19 protein-coding genes are annotated in these 19927 nt (G+C 67.6%); 10 read left to right on the top strand and 9 right to left on the bottom strand.

Going from position 1 to position 19927, the window contains the following annotated elements; all coding sequences use genetic code 11:
- From cysD to ERC79_RS02805, 3 genes are read right to left on the bottom strand one after another with little or no spacing between them, the layout of a single operon-like run.
- Positions 1-942 (bottom strand): sulfate adenylyltransferase subunit CysD, encoded by a 942-nt coding sequence (gene cysD, locus ERC79_RS02815; RefSeq protein WP_131575547.1) that lies wholly within the window; start codon positions 940-942, stop codon positions 1-3.
- Entirely contained in the window at positions 939-1688 is a 750-nt protein-coding gene (locus tag ERC79_RS02810) for a phosphoadenylyl-sulfate reductase (protein WP_131575545.1), read from the bottom strand. Before ERC79_RS02810 ends, cysD begins: the two co-directional genes overlap by 4 nt.
- Positions 1685-3400: a nitrite/sulfite reductase gene (locus tag ERC79_RS02805; protein WP_131575543.1), complete on the bottom strand. Its 1716-nt coding sequence runs from the start codon at positions 3398-3400 to the stop codon at positions 1685-1687. Before ERC79_RS02805 ends, ERC79_RS02810 begins: the two co-directional genes overlap by 4 nt.
- Before the next feature lie 392 nt (positions 3401-3792).
- Between ERC79_RS02805 and hemW the strand changes: the two genes are divergently transcribed.
- The gene (hemW, locus tag ERC79_RS02800) at positions 3793-5019 is read left to right on the top strand and encodes a radical SAM family heme chaperone HemW (RefSeq protein ID WP_207390474.1); all 1227 of its coding nucleotides are present in this window, start codon (positions 3793-3795) and stop codon (positions 5017-5019) included.
- Positions 5020-5026: 7 nt separating this feature from the next.
- On the opposite strand, the gene ERC79_RS02795 is transcribed toward hemW, so the two are convergent.
- Complete coding sequence (locus ERC79_RS02795) at positions 5027-5338, bottom strand: type II toxin-antitoxin system VapB family antitoxin (protein ID WP_131575541.1); 312 nt, start codon at positions 5336-5338, stop codon at positions 5027-5029.
- A 186-nt stretch (positions 5339-5524) separates the two neighbouring features.
- On the opposite strand from ERC79_RS02795, the gene hrcA reads away from it, so the two are divergent.
- From hrcA to ERC79_RS02775, 4 genes are all read left to right on the top strand, one after another.
- Positions 5525-6568, top strand: a complete 1044-nt coding sequence (gene hrcA, locus ERC79_RS02790; RefSeq protein WP_131575539.1) for a heat-inducible transcriptional repressor HrcA — start codon at positions 5525-5527, stop codon at positions 6566-6568.
- Between the two features lie 97 nt (positions 6569-6665).
- A complete protein-coding gene (gene dnaJ / locus ERC79_RS02785; RefSeq protein ID WP_131575537.1) occupies positions 6666-7814 on the top strand; it encodes a molecular chaperone DnaJ in 1149 nt (382 codons plus the stop codon).
- 18 nt (positions 7815-7832) lie between these two features.
- Positions 7833-8621: a 16S rRNA (uracil(1498)-N(3))-methyltransferase gene (locus ERC79_RS02780; RefSeq protein ID WP_131575535.1), complete on the top strand. Its 789-nt coding sequence runs from the start codon at positions 7833-7835 to the stop codon at positions 8619-8621.
- Between the two features lie 5 nt (positions 8622-8626).
- A complete protein-coding gene (locus ERC79_RS02775) occupies positions 8627-9382 on the top strand; it encodes a prolyl oligopeptidase family serine peptidase (protein ID WP_131575533.1) in 756 nt (251 codons plus the stop codon).
- 98 nt (positions 9383-9480) lie between these two features.
- Here the strand turns inward: ERC79_RS02775 and ERC79_RS02770 are convergent, their stop codons facing one another.
- The 3 genes from ERC79_RS02770 to ERC79_RS02760 all read right to left on the bottom strand — a co-directional run bounded on the left by ERC79_RS02770 (position 9481) and on the right by ERC79_RS02760 (position 12852).
- Positions 9481-10605, bottom strand: a complete 1125-nt coding sequence (locus tag ERC79_RS02770) for a PrsW family intramembrane metalloprotease (protein ID WP_131575531.1) — start codon at positions 10603-10605, stop codon at positions 9481-9483.
- Positions 10602-11096: a hypothetical protein gene (locus tag ERC79_RS02765; protein WP_131575529.1), complete on the bottom strand. Its 495-nt coding sequence runs from the start codon at positions 11094-11096 to the stop codon at positions 10602-10604. The genes ERC79_RS02770 and ERC79_RS02765 overlap by 4 nt, the downstream gene beginning before the upstream one ends.
- 205 nt (positions 11097-11301) lie before the next feature.
- Positions 11302-12852: an MFS transporter gene (locus ERC79_RS02760; RefSeq protein WP_131580663.1), complete on the bottom strand. Its 1551-nt coding sequence runs from the start codon at positions 12850-12852 to the stop codon at positions 11302-11304.
- Positions 12853-13113: 261 nt separating this feature from the next.
- Between ERC79_RS02760 and ERC79_RS02755 the strand changes: the two genes are divergently transcribed.
- The 5 genes from ERC79_RS02755 to era all read left to right on the top strand — a co-directional run bounded on the left by ERC79_RS02755 (position 13114) and on the right by era (position 17840).
- Entirely contained in the window at positions 13114-13782 is a 669-nt protein-coding gene (locus tag ERC79_RS02755; protein WP_131575528.1) for a TetR/AcrR family transcriptional regulator, read from the top strand.
- 185 nt (positions 13783-13967) lie between these two features.
- Positions 13968-14969 (top strand): PhoH family protein, encoded by a 1002-nt coding sequence (locus tag ERC79_RS02750; protein ID WP_242676836.1) that lies wholly within the window; start codon positions 13968-13970, stop codon positions 14967-14969.
- A gap of 58 nt (positions 14970-15027) precedes the next feature.
- Positions 15028-15570, top strand: a complete 543-nt coding sequence (gene ybeY, locus ERC79_RS02745) for an rRNA maturation RNase YbeY (protein ID WP_131575526.1) — start codon at positions 15028-15030, stop codon at positions 15568-15570.
- A gap of 24 nt (positions 15571-15594) precedes the next feature.
- Positions 15595-16920, top strand: a complete 1326-nt coding sequence (locus ERC79_RS02740; protein ID WP_131575524.1) for a hemolysin family protein — start codon at positions 15595-15597, stop codon at positions 16918-16920.
- 2 nt (positions 16921-16922) lie between these two features.
- Positions 16923-17840, top strand: a complete 918-nt coding sequence (gene era, locus ERC79_RS02735) for a GTPase Era (protein ID WP_131575523.1) — start codon at positions 16923-16925, stop codon at positions 17838-17840.
- Positions 17841-17916: 76 nt separating this feature from the next.
- Here era and ERC79_RS02730 read toward each other — a convergent pair whose 3' ends face one another.
- Both ERC79_RS02730 and ERC79_RS02725 read right to left on the bottom strand, forming a co-directional pair.
- On the bottom strand, positions 17917-18486 hold the full coding sequence (locus ERC79_RS02730; RefSeq protein WP_131575521.1) for a TetR/AcrR family transcriptional regulator: 570 nt from the start codon (positions 18484-18486) through the stop codon (positions 17917-17919).
- A gap of 3 nt (positions 18487-18489) precedes the next feature.
- Positions 18490-19920, bottom strand: a complete 1431-nt coding sequence (locus ERC79_RS02725) for an amidase (protein ID WP_131575519.1) — start codon at positions 19918-19920, stop codon at positions 18490-18492.
- Positions 19921-19927: the final 7 nt, after the last annotated feature.

The raw sequence follows: 19927 nt of genomic DNA, 5'->3' as shown, positions 1-19927 counted from the left end.
TCAGAAGTAGCCCTCTCGCTTGCGGTCTTCCATGGCCGCTTCGGAAACTCGGTCGTCGCCACGGGTGGCGCCGCGCTCGGTCAGTCGCGATGCCGCGACCTCGGCGAGAATCGCCTCGTTGTCGGCAGCGTCGGAGAGCACCGCGCCCGTCGTGGAGCCGTCGCCGACGGTGCGGTAGCGCACCGAGAGCGTCTGCAGCTCTTCGCCTTCGGTCGGCCCGCCCCATACACCCGGAGTCATCCACATGCCGTCACGCTGGTAGACCGGGCGCTGGTGGGCGTAGTAGATGCTGGCCAGTTCGACGTTGTCGCGGGCGATGTAGCGCCAGATGTCGAGTTCGGTGAAGTTGCTGAGCGGGAATACGCGGACCTGCTCGCCGGGGGAGTGTCGGCCGTTGTAGAGGTTCCACAACTCGGGGCGCTGCTTCTTCGGGTCCCACTGCCCGAAGGCGTTGCGCAGTGAGAAGATCCGCTCCTTCGCGCGGGCTCGCTCCTCATCGCGGCGGGCACCGCCGAACACGGCGTCGAAGCGATTCTCGGCGATCGCGTCGAGCAGCGGCACGGTCTGCAACGGGTTGCGGATCCCGTCCGGGCGCTCGGTGAGACGGCCGTCGGCGAGGTAGTCCTCGACCTTGGCCACGTGCAGGCGCAGGTTGTACTTCGCGACGACGTGATCGCGGAAGTCCAGCACCTCCTGCAGGTTGTGGCCGGTGTCGACGTGCAGCAACGCGAACGGCAGCGGTGCGGGCCAGAACGCCTTGATGGCGAGGTGCAGCAGCACCGTCGAGTCCTTGCCGCCTGAGAACAGGATCACGGGTCGCTCGAACTCGCCGGCCACCTCACGGAAGATGTGGATGGCCTCGGACTCGAGAGCATCGAGGGTGTCGAACTTGGTGCCGTCCAGCTGAAGCCGTGGCTCGGGGAGTGAGATGTCGATTGTCATGAGGCGTGCAACCCGCATTCTGTCTTGGCCGAACCGGCCCACCGACCGCTGCGCGGATCGGCGCCGGGGAGAGGTTTGACGGTGCACGGAGCGCACCCGATGGACGGATATCCCTCGTCGACAAGTGGATTCACCAGGATCGAGTGCTCGTCGATGTACGCCTGCATGTCGTCGTCCGACCACGCGGCGATGGGATTGATCTTCACCAGTCCGAACGCCTCGTCGAACGAGATCAATGGTGCGTTCGCCCGGGTGGGGGCCTCGACCCGGCGGATGCCGGTGACCCACGCCCGGTAGTTCTGCAGCGTCGCCTTCAACGGGGCCACCTTGCGCAGCGCGCAGCAGCGGTTGGGTTCGCGGGCGAACAAGTCCTTGCCCTCGGCTGCATCCTGCTCGGCGACACTGGCCGCGGCCTGCGCATTGATGACGTTGACACCGTAGACCTGCTCCACTGCGTCGCGGGTGCCGATCGTCTCGGCGAAGTGGTAGCCGGTGTCGAGGAAAAGCACTGGCAGAGGACCCGATTCATGGACCTGTGCGGCAAGATGAACGAGCACCCCGTCCTGCATGTTCGACGCGACGATGTAACCGTCACGCTCGCCCGCCGCGGCACCCGTGGCGGTCCCGAACGTCTCCTCGGTCCAGCGGAGCAATTCGACTGCCGACGCACCGTCCAGATCCGCCGCCCCCTGCGTGGCGATTCTGCGGAGCTCGGCTTCGGACGCTGTCTGGACATCTACCGTCATCGCAAGTCCCCCTCGTCTGCCCGGACCGCCCACTGGGCAAACCGTTCGCCCTCATAGCGGTGCTTCACGAAATTGCGCACGACTCGGTCGATGTAGTCACCGAGCTCGGTGCTGGTCACCTTGTGCTGCCGCAGTTTTCGGCCGAATGCGCTGTCGAATCCGAGGCTGCCGCCGAGATGCACCTGGAAGCCCTCGACCTGGTTGCCGTCGCCGTCGTCCACCAGTTGTCCCTTGAACCCGATGTCCGCGATCTGCGAGCGCGCGCACGAGTTGGGGCAGCCGTTGATGTTGATGGTGATCGGGACGTCCAGCTGCGCGTTGATGTCGGCGAGACGGTCCTCGAGTTCCGGCACCAGCACCTGCGACCGCCTGCGGGTCTCGGCGAACGAGAGCTTGCAGAACTCGATGCCCGAGCAGGCCATCAGGTTTTTGCGCCAGTGTGACGGCCGCGCCGGCAGGCCCAACTCGTCGAGTTCACCGATCAGCTGCTCGAGCTTGTCGTCGGCGACGTCGAGGACGATCAGCTTCTGGTAGGGCGTGAACCTGATCCGGTCCGAGCCCGCACGCTCGGCGGCATCCGCGACCGCCGCGAGCTTGGTGCCGGACACACGGCCGGCGATCGGTGCGACGCCGACGGCGTTGAGCCCGTTACGAAGCCGCTGCACACCTACGTGATCGATGGGGCGCGTGGGCTGCTCCGGCGCTGGTCCGTCGAGTAGGGGACGTTTCAGGTATTCCTGTTCGAGGACTTCCCTGAACTTCGGGATACCCCAGTCCTTGATCAGGAATTTCAGGCGCGCCTTGGTGCGCAGGCGGCGGTAGCCGTAGTCGCGGAAGATCGAGACGACGCCCTCCCACACATCCGGCACCTCGTCGAGCGGTACCCACACGCCGACGCGCTGCGCCAGCATCGGGTTTGTCGACAGGCCGCCGCCGACCCACAGGTCCAGGCCCGGGCCGTGCTCGGGGTGGTTGACTCCGATGAAGGCGACGTCGTTGATCTCGTGCACCACGTCCTGCTGACCGGAGATCGCAGTCTTGAACTTGCGCGGGAGGTTCGAGTACTCGGGGTCGCCGATGTAACGGCGGACGATCTCGTCGATCGCGGGTGTCGGGTCGAGAACCTCGTCGAACGACTCGCCGGCCAGCGGTGAGCCCAGCACGACGCGCGGGCAGTCGCCGCAGGCCTCGGTGGTCTTGAGTCCGACGGCCTCGAGGCGTTGCCAGATCTCGGGGACGTTCTCGATCTCGATCCAGTGGTATTGAACGTTCTCGCGGTCCGACAGGTCGGCAGTGTCTCGGGCGAACTCTGTCGAGATTTCGCCGATCGTGCGCAACTGCGCGACGCTCAGGGCGCCGGCGTCGCATCGCACTCGCATCATGAAGTACTCGGCCTCGAGCAGGTCGAGGTTCTCGTCGCCGGTGAAGGTACCGTCGTAGCCCTCCTCGCGCTGCGTGTACAGGCCCCACCAGCGCATCCGGCCGCGCAGGTCGCTCTTGTCGATGCTCGCGAATCCCTGTTTCGAGTAGATGTTCTCGATGCGCGCCCGGACGTTGAGTGGGTTGTCGTCCTTCTTGGTCTGCTCATTGGCGTTGAGTGGCTCGCGATAGCCGAGCGCCCACTGGCCCTCGGCGCGGGTCTTCGTGGGGCGAGCCGTGCGGGCCCGGGGTGCCGGGCTCGCGGCGGTGTCGGCGTCGGGACTCGACGTCATGGGGGTGCTCCTGAATTTCGTGAATCTCACGGTGCACCGGTCGAGGACAGAAGAGGAGAGCTGCTTCCTCGCGGGGATCGTCCTCGGCCGGCCGGGATTAGCGGGCTGAAACGGTGGAGACGAACGCTGGCAGACGTGGACCGCTCAGTGCAGTCGGGACGTCGCGCTGGTTACACGCCGCAGGGCAGACAACAACAGCTGCAGACACGCTTGAAGTCGACGTGGCGCCGCGCCACGAGTCGCACTCCGAGATCTGTCATGGCGGCCATTCTGCCACGGGATTTCCCGAATGCCGACCATCGGGGAGGTATTTCCCCCGAAATCGCGGGAAATGTCCTGATCGGACGGGTGTGCGTGGCTGCCCGGTTCGAAGCTGGGACACTGAAACCGTGATTGGATCGCTGATCGACGGCGCGCAGCCGCGTCTGGAACTTCCCGCGTCGGCCCTGGACGGGGTGGGAACGCGTCCGTTCGGGATCTACGTCCACGTCCCGTTCTGCGCGACGCGGTGTGGCTACTGCGATTTCAACACTTACACCGCGGGTGAACTCGGCACTTCGGCGTCGCCGCAGTCGTGGCTCGAAGCGCTGAAACGAGAATTGGGGCGGGCTGCCGAGATCACCGGTGCGCCCCCAGCGGATACCGTGTTCATCGGAGGGGGCACGCCTTCACTGCTCGGCGGTGACGGGCTGGCGGAGGTTCTCGGCGCGGTCCGCGGCAGCTTCGGTCTGGCCGTCGGCGCGGAGGTGACCACCGAGTCCAACCCGGAGTCGACGTCGCCGGAGTTCTTCTCGACGCTGCGGGACGCCGGATATACCCGGATCTCGCTGGGCATGCAGTCCGCGGCACCGCACGTACTGAAGATCCTCGACCGCACCCACACGCCCGGCCGCGCGGTTGCGGCAGCCCAGGAGGCGCGCGGAGCCGGATTCGACCACGTCAACCTCGATCTCATCTACGGCACCCCAGGCGAGACGGATGCCGACCTGGACGCCTCGCTCGACGCGGTGCTCGGAGCTGGCGTCGATCACGTGTCCGCGTACGCATTGATCGTCGAGGACGGCACCGCGCTGGCGCGAAAGGTCCGACGCGGTGAGCTGCCCGCGCCCGATGACGATGTGCTGGCCTCGCGGTACGAGCGCATCGACGCGCGCCTCGCAGACGCGGGATTGCACTGGTACGAGGTGTCGAACTGGGCGTCCGCCGACGATGCGCACGGGGCGAGCGCAGCGACGGGGGATTCACGCTGCCGCCACAACCTGGGCTACTGGGACGGCGGCGATTGGTGGGGTGCCGGGCCCGGCGCACACAGCCACGTCGGTGGGGTGCGCTGGTGGAACGTCAAACACCCGGCCCGGTACGCGGAACAGTTGACGGCCGGCGACCTGCCCGTGGGCGGTATCGAAACCCTCAGCAGCGAGGACATCCACGTCGAGCGGGTGATGTTGACCGTGCGGCTACGGGCAGGCCTTCCGCTCGAGGACCTGCGCGAGCACGAGCGCGCCGCCGCCGAGCGGGTGGTCGCGGACGGATTGGCGGTGGTCGAGAACGATCACCTGGTACTCACCGACCGGGGGAGACTGCTCGCCGACGCGGTGGTGCGGGACATCCTCGCCTGACCGCGCCTCAGCTGCCTGGGATCGCCGCGTCGAAGTCGTAGACGCGGGCGTGCAGCACCACCCGGTTGCGCAGTGCGGAGCGGACGGCGTGGTGGACGCCGTCCTCGAGGTAGATGGTGCCTCGCCACAGCACCGCGTGTGGGAACAGATCGCCGTAGAAGGTGGAGTCCTCCGACAGGAGGCGATCGAGTTCGAGCACCTTCGTGGTGGTGACGATCTCGTCCAAGCGAACCTGCCGCGGAGGAATCTGCGCCCAGTCCCGCAGCCTCAGATCGTGGTCGGGATACGGCTTGCTGTCCCGGACTCCTTTGAAAATCATTCGTTTGTTCCGCCCGTGTTCTACGTGTGGACTGGATCTCGAGCGCCAGTCCGTCCTCTTACAGTACGGGCTGTGGACCCGCGTCGGCCGGGTGGTGAATGCGCGGCGCGGCCTGCGACATTCGGGATCGAACCGGCCATTAGACTCAGCAGTGAAGTGTGCTCTCAATGACGGAGGTGGTGAGCGGTGTCCAGTACGGACGAACGACGTTTCGAGGTGCTCCGGGCGATCGTTGCCGACTACGTCTCGACGCAGGAGCCGATCGGGTCGAAATCGCTGGTGGAACGGCATAATCTCGGTGTTTCCAGCGCGACGGTACGCAACGACATGGCCGCCCTCGAGGCCGAAGGCTACATTACCCAGCCCTACACCAGTTCCGGGCGAGTCCCGACGGACAAGGGTTACCGGCAGTTCGTCGACCGGATCGCCGAGGTCAAGCCGCTGTCTCCGGCGGAGCGCCGTGCCATCCTCGAGTTCCTCGAATCCGGTGTGGACCTCGACGACGTCCTCCGTCGCGGGGTGCGGCTACTCGCGCAGCTCACGCGGCAGGTCGCCGTCGTGCAGTACCCGTCACTGTCGGCGTCGTCGGTGCGGCACCTCGAGGTGGTCGCGCTCACGCCTGCGCGTTTGCTGCTCGTGCTCATCACCGATTCCGGTCGGGTCGATCAGCGCATCGTCGAGCTCGGTGACGTGATCGACGACGAGAATCTGTTCCGGCTGCGCGCCCTGCTCGGCGGCGCGCTCGAGGGCAAGCGACTCGCGGCCGCGTCCATTGCGGTATCCGAGCTGGCCGAGGACGCGCCACTCGAACTGCGCGACGCCGTCGTCCGCTCGGCGACGGTTCTGGTCGAGACACTCGTCGAACATCCCGAGGACCGGCTGGTCCTGGGCGGCACGGCGAACCTCACCCGCAACGCCGCGGACTTCTCGACTCAGTCGGGATTGCCCGGCTCCCTGCGTTCGGTGCTCGAAGCGCTGGAGGAACAGGTGGTGGTGCTCAAGCTGCTCGCCGCGACGCAGGATGCGGGACGGGTAACCGTCCAGATCGGCGAGGAGACACAGGTTGAGCAGATGCGAGGCACCTCGGTGATATCCACCGGCTACGGTGCGGCGGGCACCGTGTTCGGCGGAGTAGGGGTCCTCGGCCCCACCCGAATGGACTACCCGGGAACAATTGCCTCGGTGGCCGCCGTTGCCAGGTACATCGGCGAGGTACTCGCCGAGCGCTGAAGCACGTACGAGCGGCTCGCGGGGCGGTGTCGACCAACCGGTCGGTGCGCCGCGCTCCATGTGGTGAGAACGAAGCAGAGAAGGACGAGATACCCAAGTGGCACGGGATTACTACGGCACACTCGGCGTCGCGCCGAAGGCGACCGACCAGGAGATCAAGCGGGCGTACCGCAAGCTTGCGCGGGAACTGCATCCGGACGTCAATCCGGACGAGACGGCGCAGGCGCGTTTCCGTGAGGTCTCCACCGCGTACGAGGTGCTGTCGGATCCGGAGAAACGGCGGATCGTCGACCTTGGTGGCGACCCGCTCGAATCGGGGGCCGGCGGCGCCGGTGCAGGTTTCGGCGGCGCAGGTTTCGGCGGTCTCGGCGACGTGTTCGAGGCATTCTTCGGCGGAGCGGGCGGTGGCCGCGGACCCCGGGGCCGTGTGCAGCCGGGCGCCGATTCGCTGCTGCGTACCAAGTTGACCCTCGCCGAGTGCGCCACCGGAGTCACGAAGCAGATCACCGTCGACACCGCGATCCTGTGCGATGGGTGCACCGGGTCGGGCACCAACGGGGACTCCCAGCCGGTCCGCTGTGAGACGTGTGGCGGCGCGGGTGAGGTCCAGTCCGTGCAGCGTTCGTTCCTCGGCCAGGTCATGACGTCGCGCCCGTGCCCCACGTGCCGCGGCGCCGGCGAGACGATCCCCGATCCGTGCCACAAGTGCGGCGGCGACGGGCGCGTTCGTGCGCGCCGCGACATCTCCGTGAAGGTGCCCGCGGGCGTCAGCAACGGAATGCGGATCCGGCTCGCATCGCAGGGTGAGGTCGGTCCCGGAGGTGGCCACCCCGGCGATCTGTACGTCGAGGTGGTGGAGCAACAGCACGAGGTGTTCGTGCGCGACGGCGACGATCTGCACTGCACCATCCGGGTGCCGATGGTCGACGCGGCGCTCGGCACCACGGTGACGCTGGAGACCATCATCGACGGACCCACCGAGATCACCGTCGACCCGGGCACTCAGCCGGGATCCGTGTCGGTACTGCGCGGGCACGGCATGCCGAAGCTGCGGTCGGGTGTGCGCGGCGACGTGCACGCGCACCTCGAGGTGGTCATTCCGACTCGACTCGACGGCAAGCAGAGCAAGTTGCTGCAGGAGTTCAAGAACCACCGTGACCGGGACCATGCCGAGGTGGTCTCCACCGGCTCGCAGCACAGCGGCGGCCTGTTCTCCCGCCTGCGGGACGCCTTCAGTGGCCGCTGATCCGACTCGGGTGCGCTGATGGCCGCGACGGTCTTCTATCTCGATCCGCTGCCCGACGTCGGGCAGCCGGCTGTTCTCGACGGCCCGGAGGGTCGGCACGCCGCGACGGTGCGCCGGATCAAGGCCGGCGAACGGTTGGTGCTCGCCGACGGCCGAGGCGGTATCGCCGAAGCGACGGTCACCGCCGCCGCGAAGGATCGGCTCGACCTCGAGGTTACTGCCCGACGCGCCCAGCAGCCGCCGACCCCGTCGGTGACGCTGGTGCAGGCCCTGCCCAAGGCGGAGCGGTCCGAGCTGGCCGTTGAACTCGCCACCGAGGCGGGTATCGACGCGGTGGTGCCGTGGCAGTCGTCCCGGTGTGTCGCGCGATGGGAGGGCGCCAAGACGCAGAAGGGTGTTACCCGTTGGCGCAACGCGGCGGTTGCTGCGGCAAAGCAGGCTCGGCGCTCGTTCGTGCCGGAGGTCTCTGAACTGCACCACACACCGCAGGTCCTCGAGCGGGTGCGGGAGGTGGCCGGCCGCGGCGGAGTCGTGGCGGTGCTGCACGAGTCCGCTCGACAGCCGTTCGCATCGCTGCCGTTGCGTGAGGCGTCCGAGCTGGTCCTGATTGTCGGCCCTGAGGGTGGCTTGTCCGACGACGAGGTGTCCGCGCTCACTGCAGCCGGCGCCACCGCGGTGTTGCTCGGTCCGACGGTGCTGCGTACCTCGACCGCTGCCGCGGTGGCGCTCGGGGCAATCGGTGTCCTCACCGACCGCTGGTGCGCGGCCCCACTCGACGAGGCCTGCGGCGCAGCTCCGCTGGAGTGACGACTATGCCCAGGACCCGCATCGACTACGGCTCGGAACCACAGCAGTTCGGGCACTTCTATCCGCCGGAGGGCGACGCCGACGGACCGGTACCTGTCGTCATGGTGATCCATGGTGGCTACTGGAGTGGGAAGTACCACCTCAATCTCGGGACCTCGTTCGCGGTCGAGCTGTCCCGAAGCGGGGTAGCGGTATGGAACATCGAGTACCGCCGGATCGGTGACGGCGGTCGCTGGCCGGAGATGTCGGTGGACGTGGTTGCGGCACTCGAGGCGATCGCCGGACCGGTCGCGGCGGCGTCACCGGTTCCGCTGGACCTGGGCAGGGTTCGCGTCGTCGGGCACTCGGCGGGCGGTCAGCTCGCGGTGTGGCTTGCCGGACAACACGATACGAGGGTCCGGCCGCAGCTTGTCGTGTCTCAGGCCGGGGCCTTGGATCTGGCGTCTGCCGCCGAACGGGGGCGCCGGATCAGCTATATAGAGGACTTGTTCGGAGTTCCGTTCGACGATGATCCGGAGTTGTACCGTTCGGCCTCACCACAGCACCGGGTTCCGGTAGGGGTGCCTGTGTTCTGCCTCCACGGCACCGAGGACGTCCAGGTACCGGCGCAGGTCGCCTCCCGTTATCACGCGGCCGCACAGGCGTCCGGCGATCCGGTGGAGTTGCATTTGATCGATGGCGAGGATCACTTTGCATTTCTCGACCCGAATGCCCGCAGCTGGAAGCTCTCGCGTGAACTGCTTCTTGCCGAACAACTTTGACGTGGTTGCCCCTTCGTTTCCAGGGGGCAACCACGGTATCGCCACAACCTCGGTGCGTCCATCCGCCGTCGCCGGTCATCTCGCTTGCGCGCCCGCCGCTATGGGCCGGCAGGAACCGCGTCTCGGGTAACGCTTGATTCCTGGATCAGGTCGAGTGCGTGTCGTTGCTGGAGTTTCACTGCTCGCGCGGCCCCACGCCCACCGCCGCGCCGGGCCGTCCGTCGCAGCGAGCGCCGCATCAGGTAAGTGGGCAGGCTGTCCAGAATCTCCGGAGCGACAGCGGAGACGGGATCAGTGGAATCGATGCGCGCCTGGTCGATCCGCGCCTGCACGTAGCGTCGTTCGTGACGCAACAACAGCGCAGCGATGGTGAGGAACAGCGTCAGGCTGAACAGCAGCTTCGCCGCCATGACGGGCAGCTGAAGCTCATCGGGGTTGGGGGAGTTCCACACGAAGTGCATGAGCCAGGCGGAGAAGAACAGCCCGACCGCGACGAGGCGACGCCGTCCCGCCGTCCACCCGGCGCGGTTGTCGAACGACGGGAGCAGCAGGAGCACGCCGACCGCGGTCAGCGACGTAAACGCCCAGTGCGACGGTACAGCGGTGAAGATACGTACGAGCAGGCCGTCGCGGGCGCCGGCCAGGTCGGAGTCCAGGTTGCTGAGTGCACCGCTCACCGAGTACGTGAGGTCTTCCATGACGTCGAATCCGAATCCGACGAACATGCCGACCATCAGGGCGTGCGAGATGCGATTCATCACGCCCGCGCACAGCACGAGGACCACTGCTGCGGCCATCGCCTTCGATGCTTCCTCGATGAGAGGCGCGCTCAGTGCGGCATCCCAGCGGGCGTACACCTCGGGGTCGAGAACGCTCTGCCAGATCCTGCCGAGTGCGTCGTTGCCGTGCATCGCCATGACCAGCGTGATGGTCCCGCCGAGGGAGAAGCCGGCCGCCAGCACTTGGGGATAGCGGCGGACGCTGCGGAAAGGGTCGAAGCGGAGCATCAGCGATACCAGAGCGACGATGAACAGCAGCCATACCGGTACCAGTGCGAGGCTGGCGTCGAGCGTGGCGTGCATGGCCGCCCCGTTCAACGCCATCAGGGAGATGACTCCGAAGACCAGTGCGCCCGCGAACACCCAGAACACTGCGGATTCGGGGCGGTAGACCACGGCGCGGCGTTGCGCGGCGGTCGACTGCTCGAGGGTCGATGCGCTCATCGCTGTCGTCCTGTCATCGAAGCCACCATGTCGTCGATCGGCGCGGCGGGGTCGTCCGCGGTCCCCAGCGACCGAACGGCCACCACCACCTCGTCATCGGACAGGAACGCACACGGCCCGTTGCGGTCGCTGGAAACGACCGTGCAGGCCCTGCCGGTCAGTGTTCCGTCGGCGCTGGAGACGACCTGGCCGGTGAACGCGGTGTTCGTCCCGTTCAGGCGGGCGGCACGAATGAGTCGCTCCGCGAGCGCGTCCGCGTCGCGGCCCTCCCGGTCGTAGAGCATGACCAGGATCGTCGACTCGCCCGACTGGAAGACCTGTCCGGTACCGACGTTGCGGGTGTCCCAGCCGATCGGCGGGATCACCGAGACCTCGGTGCCCTCCGAGCTGGTCAGCGTGATCGCTTCGAGGTCGGCCACCGACTCCCACTCCGGTTCCGGGACTGCGGGCGCGAGAAGAGCGGGAATCCCGGGCACGGCAATCAATCCCACCGTCAACCATGCTGCCGCTTTCATCTGAGTCAATCGCGGCCGCGAGGTTGTGAGCAGTTCATGGTCGCTCACGGATGAACTAACGGACATATCACCCACTCGTGATGAAACCGGACATGTGGATTCACAGAGTAGCCGCTGGCGGAGCATGGCGGAGCATTCGGCGGCTGGCGAGAGGTGCTGGCCGGCAGGCCGACTCGCAGCGTCACGCGGACCGACGATGACCCGGCATCAGGATCGCCACGAGGACGGCGCCGATTGCGAGGAGGAGCCCGCCCACCAGGCTGGCCCGTGATATCGCGTCGGCGAAGGCGACGGTGGCGGCGTCCATCAGCGGCTGAGCCTGGGCGGCAGCGAACATGCTCTTCGACATCTCCTCGGCGACGATCGCCGCGCCGCCCACCGATTCGCTGGACGCGTCCAGTGCCTGGGTCACCAGATCCGCTTGTGGCCCGGCCAGTTTCGGCACGGGCATCGATGTGAGGAATCCGGCGATGCCGTCCTTGTATGTGGATGCGAGGACCGAACCGAGGATTGCGATGCCCAGTGAGCCGCCTAGTTCGATCGCGGTGTCGTTGAGGCCGCCCGCGGCGCCGAGGTCGTTGTCCGGGAAGCTGCCCATGATCGCGTCGGTCGCGGGGGAGACGGAGAGCCCTACGCCGACCCCCAGTAGTACCAGCGTCGGGACGAAGTCGAGGTAGGTCGAGCCGCCGTCGACTCGGACCAGAAGCAGGACGCCGAGCGCGGCCACGGCCATGCCTCCGGAGACGGTGGCGCGGGTACCGATTCGCGGTGACAGTCGGGCGCTGGCCGCGGCACCCGCGGTGACCGCGGCGGCGAGTGGCAGCAACCGGACGCCGGTGTCGAGTGGCCCCAATCCGAGTACGAATTGGAACTGCTGGGCGACGAAGAACAGCGCGCCGAAGGCCGCGAGGAACATCAGCATCACCGCGAGCGCCGCGCCGCCGACCGTGCGTTCGCCGAGCTTGCGGACGTTCAGCAGGGGTTGCTCGTGCCGCAGCTCCCAGAACACGAATCCCGCGAGTCCGACGGCCGAGACGACTGCCGGCGCGACCGATCGCGAGCTCCAGCCGAAGTGGAACCCGTCGATGATCGCGAACACGAGCGTGCCGATGGTCACCACCGAGAGCAGGCCGCCGATCCAGTCGATCGGGCCCAGGCCCTCGGCCTTCGACGGCGGCACCAGCACGAGCGCGGCAAGAATTGCGAACCCGGCGATCGGCACGTTGATCAGGAACGTCGAGTGCCACGAGCGACTCTCGAGGAGCCAGCCCGCAAGCAGTGGCCCGAGTGCGATCGCGAGCCCGGACGTTGCGGCCCATGCGGCGATCGCCCGGGCGCGCTCGGCGGCGGGGAAGGTGGCAACGAGCAGTGACAGTGTCGCCGGCATGATGATTGCGGCGCCGACGCCCATGATCATCCGGGCCGCGATCACGGACGTGGTGCTGTCGGCGAGGCTGCCGAACACGGCGCCGGTGCCGAACACCAGCAGACCGAGGAAGAGTGCCCCGCGGCGGCTGTACTTGTCGCCGATGACGCCGAACAGCAGCATCAGCGCGGCATAGGGCACGGTGTAGCCGTCGATCACCCACTGCAGATCCGAACTCGTCAGTTTCAGATCGCGAGTCATATCCGGCGCGGCGACGATCAGGGCCGTGTTTGCCATCACCACGATGAGCAGGCTCAGACACAGTACGCCCAGCGCGGCCCACCGATGCCGGTACGGCTCCGTCATGCGGTCCACCGGGGTGGTGGCCAGCCCCGGCAGGCGTGTCAGCGTCCTCGTCGTCGGCGCTGTCGTTCGCACTGACATCGTTCGTCCCCTTCCCGTACCTCGGCAGTCGCCGTGCCGAAGGAATTGCACATCGGTGTGCAAGTTAGCTAATTGCACACCGGTGTGCAAGGAAGGTTCGATCTGGATCGCACGGCAGGTGCCGGGAAATGAACGGGAGCTGGGCGCTGTGGGGAACCAGGCACGGTGGGGGAGGATGGCATCGTGACCTCCGAGCCCCCGTTGCCCGCCGCGCCGCCGCTGCGTCCGCAGGCACGCGCAAATCGCGCCCGCATCCTCGAGGCCGCGATCACGGCGTTCGCGGCGGATCCGGACGCGAGCATGGATGAGGTGGCGAAGGCGGCCGGCGTCGTTCGGCGCACGGTGTATTCGCACTTCCCGAGCCGGGAGGCGCTGATCGAGGGGCTCGTCGCGGAGGCGTCTGCCGCCATCGCATCCAGCTTGATCGCGGGACCCGCCGAGCCGGAACGTCCGGATCTTGCGGTCGCGGTGCTGGCTCTGCGTACTTGGCCGATCGGCGACCGCTTCCGGATCCTGCTGTCGTTCGCTCGTCGCGAACTCGGTGAGGAGCGTATCCACGACCTGCTCGAGCCGTTGCGGGCCAGCTCGGTCCGCAACGTCGAACGTGGCCAGCGCGAGGGCGTGTTCTCCGGGTATCTGCCACCCACGCTGGTCGTTGCGATGTACGAGGGGATGACGCTCACGCTGCTCGAACACGCCAATCGCGGCACCGTCACCGATCGGGGTGAGACCTTCGCGACGGCTGGCCTGGTGCTGCTGGGCCTGCGTCCCGAAGTGGCGGCCGAGGTTGTCGGCGAAGCGCGGCAGTGGCTGGACGATCCGGGTGGACCGGACGGCACCGGAATGGGGTAACTCGGTGGGCGTGGTCACCGTCGGGCGCTAGACTTTGGGCACGCGCGGCACTTCGTCGTGGTGGATCGGACCTGGAAGAAGGCCATAGCTCTCACGTGAGTGAACAAGTCGAGAACGGTACGTCGCGTTACCGCGACTCCCTGCAGGACTCTACGCAGCCGGCCGAGCGCACCGTGCGCTCGAGCATGGAACTCCAGCCCGAGGTGATGCCGCTTCTACTCGGGTCCGCCGACGAGAATCTGAATGTGCTCGAGCAGCTCCTCGACGCAGATATCCACGTGCGGGGCAACGCAGTCACGCTCACCGGGACGCCTGCCGATGTGGCACTGGCCGAGCGGGTTCTCGAGCAGCTGGCCGCCATCGTCCGGCGCGGGCAACCGCTCAGCCCGGACGCGGTCCGCCGGACCGTGGGAATGCTCACGCAGGGGCTGTCCGAATCCCCGGCCGAGGTGCTCAGCCTGGACATTCTGTCGCGCCGCGGCAAGACGATCCGGCCGAAGACGCTCAATCAGAAGCGGTACGTCGACGCGATCGATACCAATACCATCGTGTTCGGCGTCGGCCCCGCCGGCACCGGCAAGACGTATCTGGCAATGGCCAAGGCGGTCCAGGCGCTGCAGACCAAACAAGTGACCCGGATCATTCTGACCAGGCCCGCGGTCGAGGCTGGTGAGCGGTTGGGCTTCCTGCCTGGCACGCTGCACGAGAAGATCGACCCGTATCTGCGACCACTGCACGATGCCCTCCACGACATGATGGATCCCGAGGCGATCCCGAAGCTCATGCAGGCCGGTGTCATCGAGGTCGCGCCGCTCGCATACATGCGTGGCCGCACCCTCAACGACGCGTTCATCATTCTCGACGAGGCACAGAACACCACGGCCGAGCAGATGAAGATGTTCCTCACCCGCCTCGGCTTCGGCTCCAAGATCGTCGTCACCGGCGACGTCACGCAGGTCGACCTTCCCGGTGGGGCACGGTCGGGGCTGCGGGCGGCCACGGAGATACTCGACGACATCGACGGGATCCACTTCGCTCTGCTCGACAGCAGCGACGTGGTCCGGCACCGGCTCGTCTCGGACATCGTCGACGCCTACGAACGGTTCGAGTCCGATCGCGATATCGATGTCCCGCTGGGCAACCGGGCACACCGACGGGCGGTCCAGACGCGTTCGCAGCGGCGGTAGGGTTGTTTCCGCCCCGAACGGCTACCGCGTGTCCGCGGCCTACGAAAGAGCGACGTACATGAGTATCGAGATCTCCAACGAATCGGGGATGGACGTCTCCGAAGTGGACCTGATCAGCGTCGCGCGCTTCGTGATCGCGCGGATGGATGTCCATCCAGCCGCGGAACTGTCGATGGTGCTGGTCGATTCGGCGACCATGGCGGACCTCCACATGCGCTGGATGGACCTGCCCGGTCCCACCGACGTCATGTCGTTCCCGATGGATGAGCTCGAGCCGGGCGGTCGACCCGACGCGCCCGAGCCCGGTCCGTCGATGCTCGGCGACATCGTGCTGTGCCCCTCCTTCGCGGCGGACCAGGCCCAAACAGCCGGCCATTCGCTCGATCACGAGCTGGCGCTACTGACAGTTCACGGCGTCCTCCACCTTCTCGGGTACGACCATGCCGAGCCGGAAGAGGAGAAAGAGATGTTCGGCCTGCAGAACCGCCTCCTCGAGGAGTGGTACGAGGATCTGCGCCGCGCCGAGCACGAGGCCGAGCTCGCCGCACGGGACCGGAAGCTGCTCGGTAAGGCCGGGTTCTTCGATGGCCCCGAACAGTAGTGCCGGCGCGGCGGTGAGGTTCCCGTGAGCGGTGCGACAGCACTTATCGTTCTCGCCGTCGTCCTGGTTCCATTGGGTGGCCTGTTCGCGGCTGTCGACTCCGCGCTCAACACGGTTTCGCCGGCACGGATCGACGAGATGGCCAAGGATGACCGGCCAGGTGCCGTCCGCCTGGCCCGGGTCGTCGCGGACCGTCCTCGGTACGTCAATCTCATGGTGCTGCTGCGGATCCTGTGCGAGATCGCGGCCGCGGTGGTGCTCGCGGGTGCCCTGATCGACCTGCTGGGCTCTACGTGGGGCATGACGGTCACGATCGCGGTGATGGTGCTGATCGACTACGTCGCAATCGGCGTCGGCCCCCGGACACTCGGTCGCCAGCATGCGTATTCGATTGCGCTCGCTGGAGCAGTGCCGCTCCTCGCGCTCGCTGCGCTGCTCAGCCCGGTGAGCCGGCTGCTGATACTGATCGGAAATGCCCTCACCCCCGGTAAGGGCTTCCGCAATGGTCCGTTCGCCTCCGAGATCGAGCTGCGCGAGCTGGTGGACATGGCGCAGGAGCGTGGTGTCGTCGCCGATGAGGAACGTCGCATGATCCAGTCGGTGTTCGAGCTCGGTGACACCTCCGCGCGCGAGGTGATGGTGCCGCGTCCGGAGATGGTGTGGATCGAGGCCGACAAGACGGCTGGCCAGGCGACGTCGCTTGCGGTGCGCAGCGGGCACTCCCGAATCCCGGTGGTCGGTGAGAATGTCGACGACGTCCTCGGTGTCGTCTACCTGAAGGACCTGGTGCAGCAGACGTACTACGCATCCGACGGTGGCCGCAGCGTCACCGTGGGCGAGGTGATGCGTCCGGCGGTGTTCGTACCGGATTCCAAGCCGCTCGACAGTCTCCTCGCGGAGATGCAGCGCGACCGCAACCACATGGCGGTGCTGGTCGACGAGTACGGCGGCATCGCCGGGCTGGTGACGATCGAGGACGTGATCGAGGAGATCGTCGGCGAGATCGCCGACGAGTACGACACCGGTGAGACCCCGCCCGTGGAGGATCTCGGCGACGGAACTTTCCGGGTCTCGGCTCGTTTGCCGGTCGAGGACCTCGGCGAACTGTTCGACATCGAGATCGACAACGACGAGGTGGAGACTGTCGGCGGTCTGCTCGGCTATGAGCTGGGCCGCGTGCCGCTGCCGGGCTCGCAGGTCGTCACCGCCGGGCTGCGACTGCGCGGCGAGGGCGGGGCCGACGTGCGGGGCCGGGTACGGATCAGCACCGTGTTCGTCGAGCGGGTGCCATCTGAGCAGGCCGAAGACCAGACCAGCGTCGAAGACGACGGAAGCGTGAACCAGGAGTGACCATGACCGATACCGAATTCCGTTCCGGCTTCGTCTGTTTCGTCGGGAGGCCCAACACGGGTAAGTCGACGCTGACGAACGCGCTGGTGGGCAGCAAGATCGCGATTACCTCGTCGCGGCCGCAGACCACCCGGCACACCATCCGTGGCATCGTGCACCGCGACTTCGGGCAGCTGATCCTGGTCGACACGCCGGGCCTGCACCGTCCGCGTACTCTGCTCGGCCAGCGCCTGAACGACCTTGTGCGGGACACGTATTCCGAGGTCGACGTGATCTGCCTGTGCATCCCAGCGGACGAGAAGATCGGCCCCGGTGACCGGTGGATCCTCGACCAGATCCGGCAGATGGCGCCCAAGACCAAGCTGATCGGCGTCGTCACCAAGATCGACAAGGTGAGCAAGGACCGGGTTGCCGAGCAGCTGCTGGCGCTGTCGAAGGTGCTCGGCCCCGAGACCGAGGTGATCCCGGTGTCGGCCGCGTCCGGTGAGCAGGTGGAGCTGCTGGTCGAGGTGCTGGCCAAGGCCATGCCGGAGGGGCCGGCGTTCTATCCGGATGGCGAGTTGACCGACGAGCCCGAGGAAACGCTCATGGCCGAGCTCATCCGAGAGGCCGCCCTCGAGGGGCTCGGTGACGAGCTGCCGCACTCGCTGGCCGTCGTGATCGAGGAGGTCATCCCCCGCGAGGGACGCACCGAGAAGCAGGGCGAGCTCCTCGACGTGCACGCACTGCTGTACGTGGAGCGGCCGAGCCAGAAGGGCATCGTCATCGGCAAGGGCGGCGCCCGCCTGCGCGAGGTCGGCACCAATGCCCGCCATCAGATCGAGAAGCTGCTCGGCACCAAGATTTTCCTGGAGCTGCACGTGAAGGTTGCCAAGGACTGGCAGCGTGACCCGAAGCAGCTGGGTCGCCTCGGGTTCTAGCGTTCGCCGCTCCGGTTCTCGTCGTGCCGCTCCTCCGATCGGGGGAGCGGCACGACTGTTTCGGGCGCGGCATGGGTCAGGGCGTCGCCAGATACGCCCCGCGAACGAGTTGGAGCACCGCCACCGAGATGTCCTGCCCCGCATCGCCGGTGGCGAGTCGACGCAGCTGCAGGCCGGCGATCGTGGCGACCAGGGTCGGTGCCAGAGCCTCCGGGCCGGGTACTCCGAGCGCGGCGAGGATCGAGACGGTGAGCGCGTCGTACGCGGCGAAGCAGTCGGATGCCGCTGTCTGCAGTTCGTGGTCGCGTCCGGCATGGATGTAGAGCTCGAACGGGGCGATCCGCTCCGCCGAGAACGCGAGGTCGCGCGCCACCCGTTCAGCGAGCGCCGCGGCGCCGTGCAGGCTCAGACCCGTGTCCCGGTAGCTCTCCGTGAGTTCGAGCAGCCGGGCCGTCTCCTCGGCCACGAACCCGGTCAGCGCCGCCCGCAGGAGGTCGGACTGGGTGGGGAAGTGGTAGGTGATCGATCCCAGTGAGACGCCCGCCGCTGCAGCGATTCGGCGGTTCGTCAGCGCCGGCACCCCCTCGGTGCCGACGATGTGCAGCGCGGCCGCCAGAATGCGGTCGCGGACCGTCGTCGCTTCCATCGGTCACCACCACCGAGCGGGTCGGTGCTCGTGCCACCGGCCGACGGTTTCGAGTTGCGCGGCAAGGGAAACCAGTAGGGGCTCGGCGTTGTCGTGGCCCATCAACTGCACGCCGATCGGCACCCCGTCGGCGGTGAATCCGGCGGGCACATTCACGCTGGGCCAGCCGAGGATATTCCACGGCCACGTGTACGGACATGCCGCAGTGATCACCTTGTCGGTCTCGACACCGCCGATCCCGTCGAGCCCGTCCACGCGCGGCGGGGGAGTCGCGGTGGTGGGTGCGAGTATCACGTCGTAGTCGTCGAAGATTGCTCCGACGCGTCGGCGCATCCGGGGTTCGGCCGCGCGGGCTGCGCGCAGCGGCAGCCCGGACAGCAGGCGCCCGGTGCGGGCGTTGGCACGGGTGCGGGGGTCGACCAGTGACGGATCCGGCAGCTGGCCGAGCCAGGCGTCGACACCGGCGAGCGAGCGTGGAAGGAAGTTGAGTCCCAGCAGGATTCCGTACTCGGGGTCGTCGACGGTGACGTCGTGTCCGAGCTTGCGCAGTGCGTGCGCGGTGCGGCCGACCGCGGTGCGGATCTCGGGATGCAGGGCGGTGGGTGTTGCGGTGAACGGGATCCGCAGCGACAGGGCGATCTTCAGCCGTCCGGGATCGCGACCGACGGCGTCACGCACTGTAACCGGTGGCGGCTTGTGGAGATCGCCGTCGTGGTTGCCGGCGACGATGTCGAACAGCAACGCCGCGTCCGCGACTGTGCGGGCAAGCGGACCGTTGACGGTGATTCCGTGGAACGCCTCGGGTTGGGGCCATGTCGAGATGCGTCCGCGCTGCGGCTTGATGCCCACCAGGTGGGTCCACGCGGCGGGGATGCGTACCGATCCGGCGCCGTCCGAGCCGATCGCGGCGGGCACGAGCCCGGCGGCCACTGCGGCTGCACTGCCGCCGGACGATCCGCCCGGCGTGCGGCCGCGGTCCCACGGATTGCGGGTGTGGCCGAAGGCGCTGCCGCCTGTGAACGGCCACTGGCCCAACTCGGGGCTGTTGGTCTTGCCCACGATCACCGCGCCGGCGGCGCGCAGGCGGCGAACCACCTCCGAATCGACGGTCTTGGCGGGGAACTGGCCCGGACATCCGAACGCGGTGGGCTCGCCCGTGACGTCGACGTCGTCCTTGACGGCGATCGGGACGCCGAGGAGCGGCAGCCGCTCTCCGGCGGCGAGGCGACGGTCGGCGTCGACGGCCTCGGCGAGTGCGGCGGCGCGGCGTACCACCCGGAAGGCGTTGAGGGTGGGCTGGCTGGCCTCGATCCGGTCCAGGGCGGAGGAAACCGCGACCACGGACGTCGTGCGTCCCGCGGCGAGTGCGAGGGCCTGATCCTCGAGGCCGAGCGAATGCTGCCCGGTGGCCGGTTCCTCCAGTTCAGCGCTCATTTTCACC

The organism is Rhodococcus sp. ABRD24, assembly GCF_004328705.1.
Classification (GTDB): domain Bacteria; phylum Actinomycetota; class Actinomycetes; order Mycobacteriales; family Mycobacteriaceae; genus Prescottella.
This window is presented reverse-complemented; position numbering and strand designations above follow the sequence as displayed.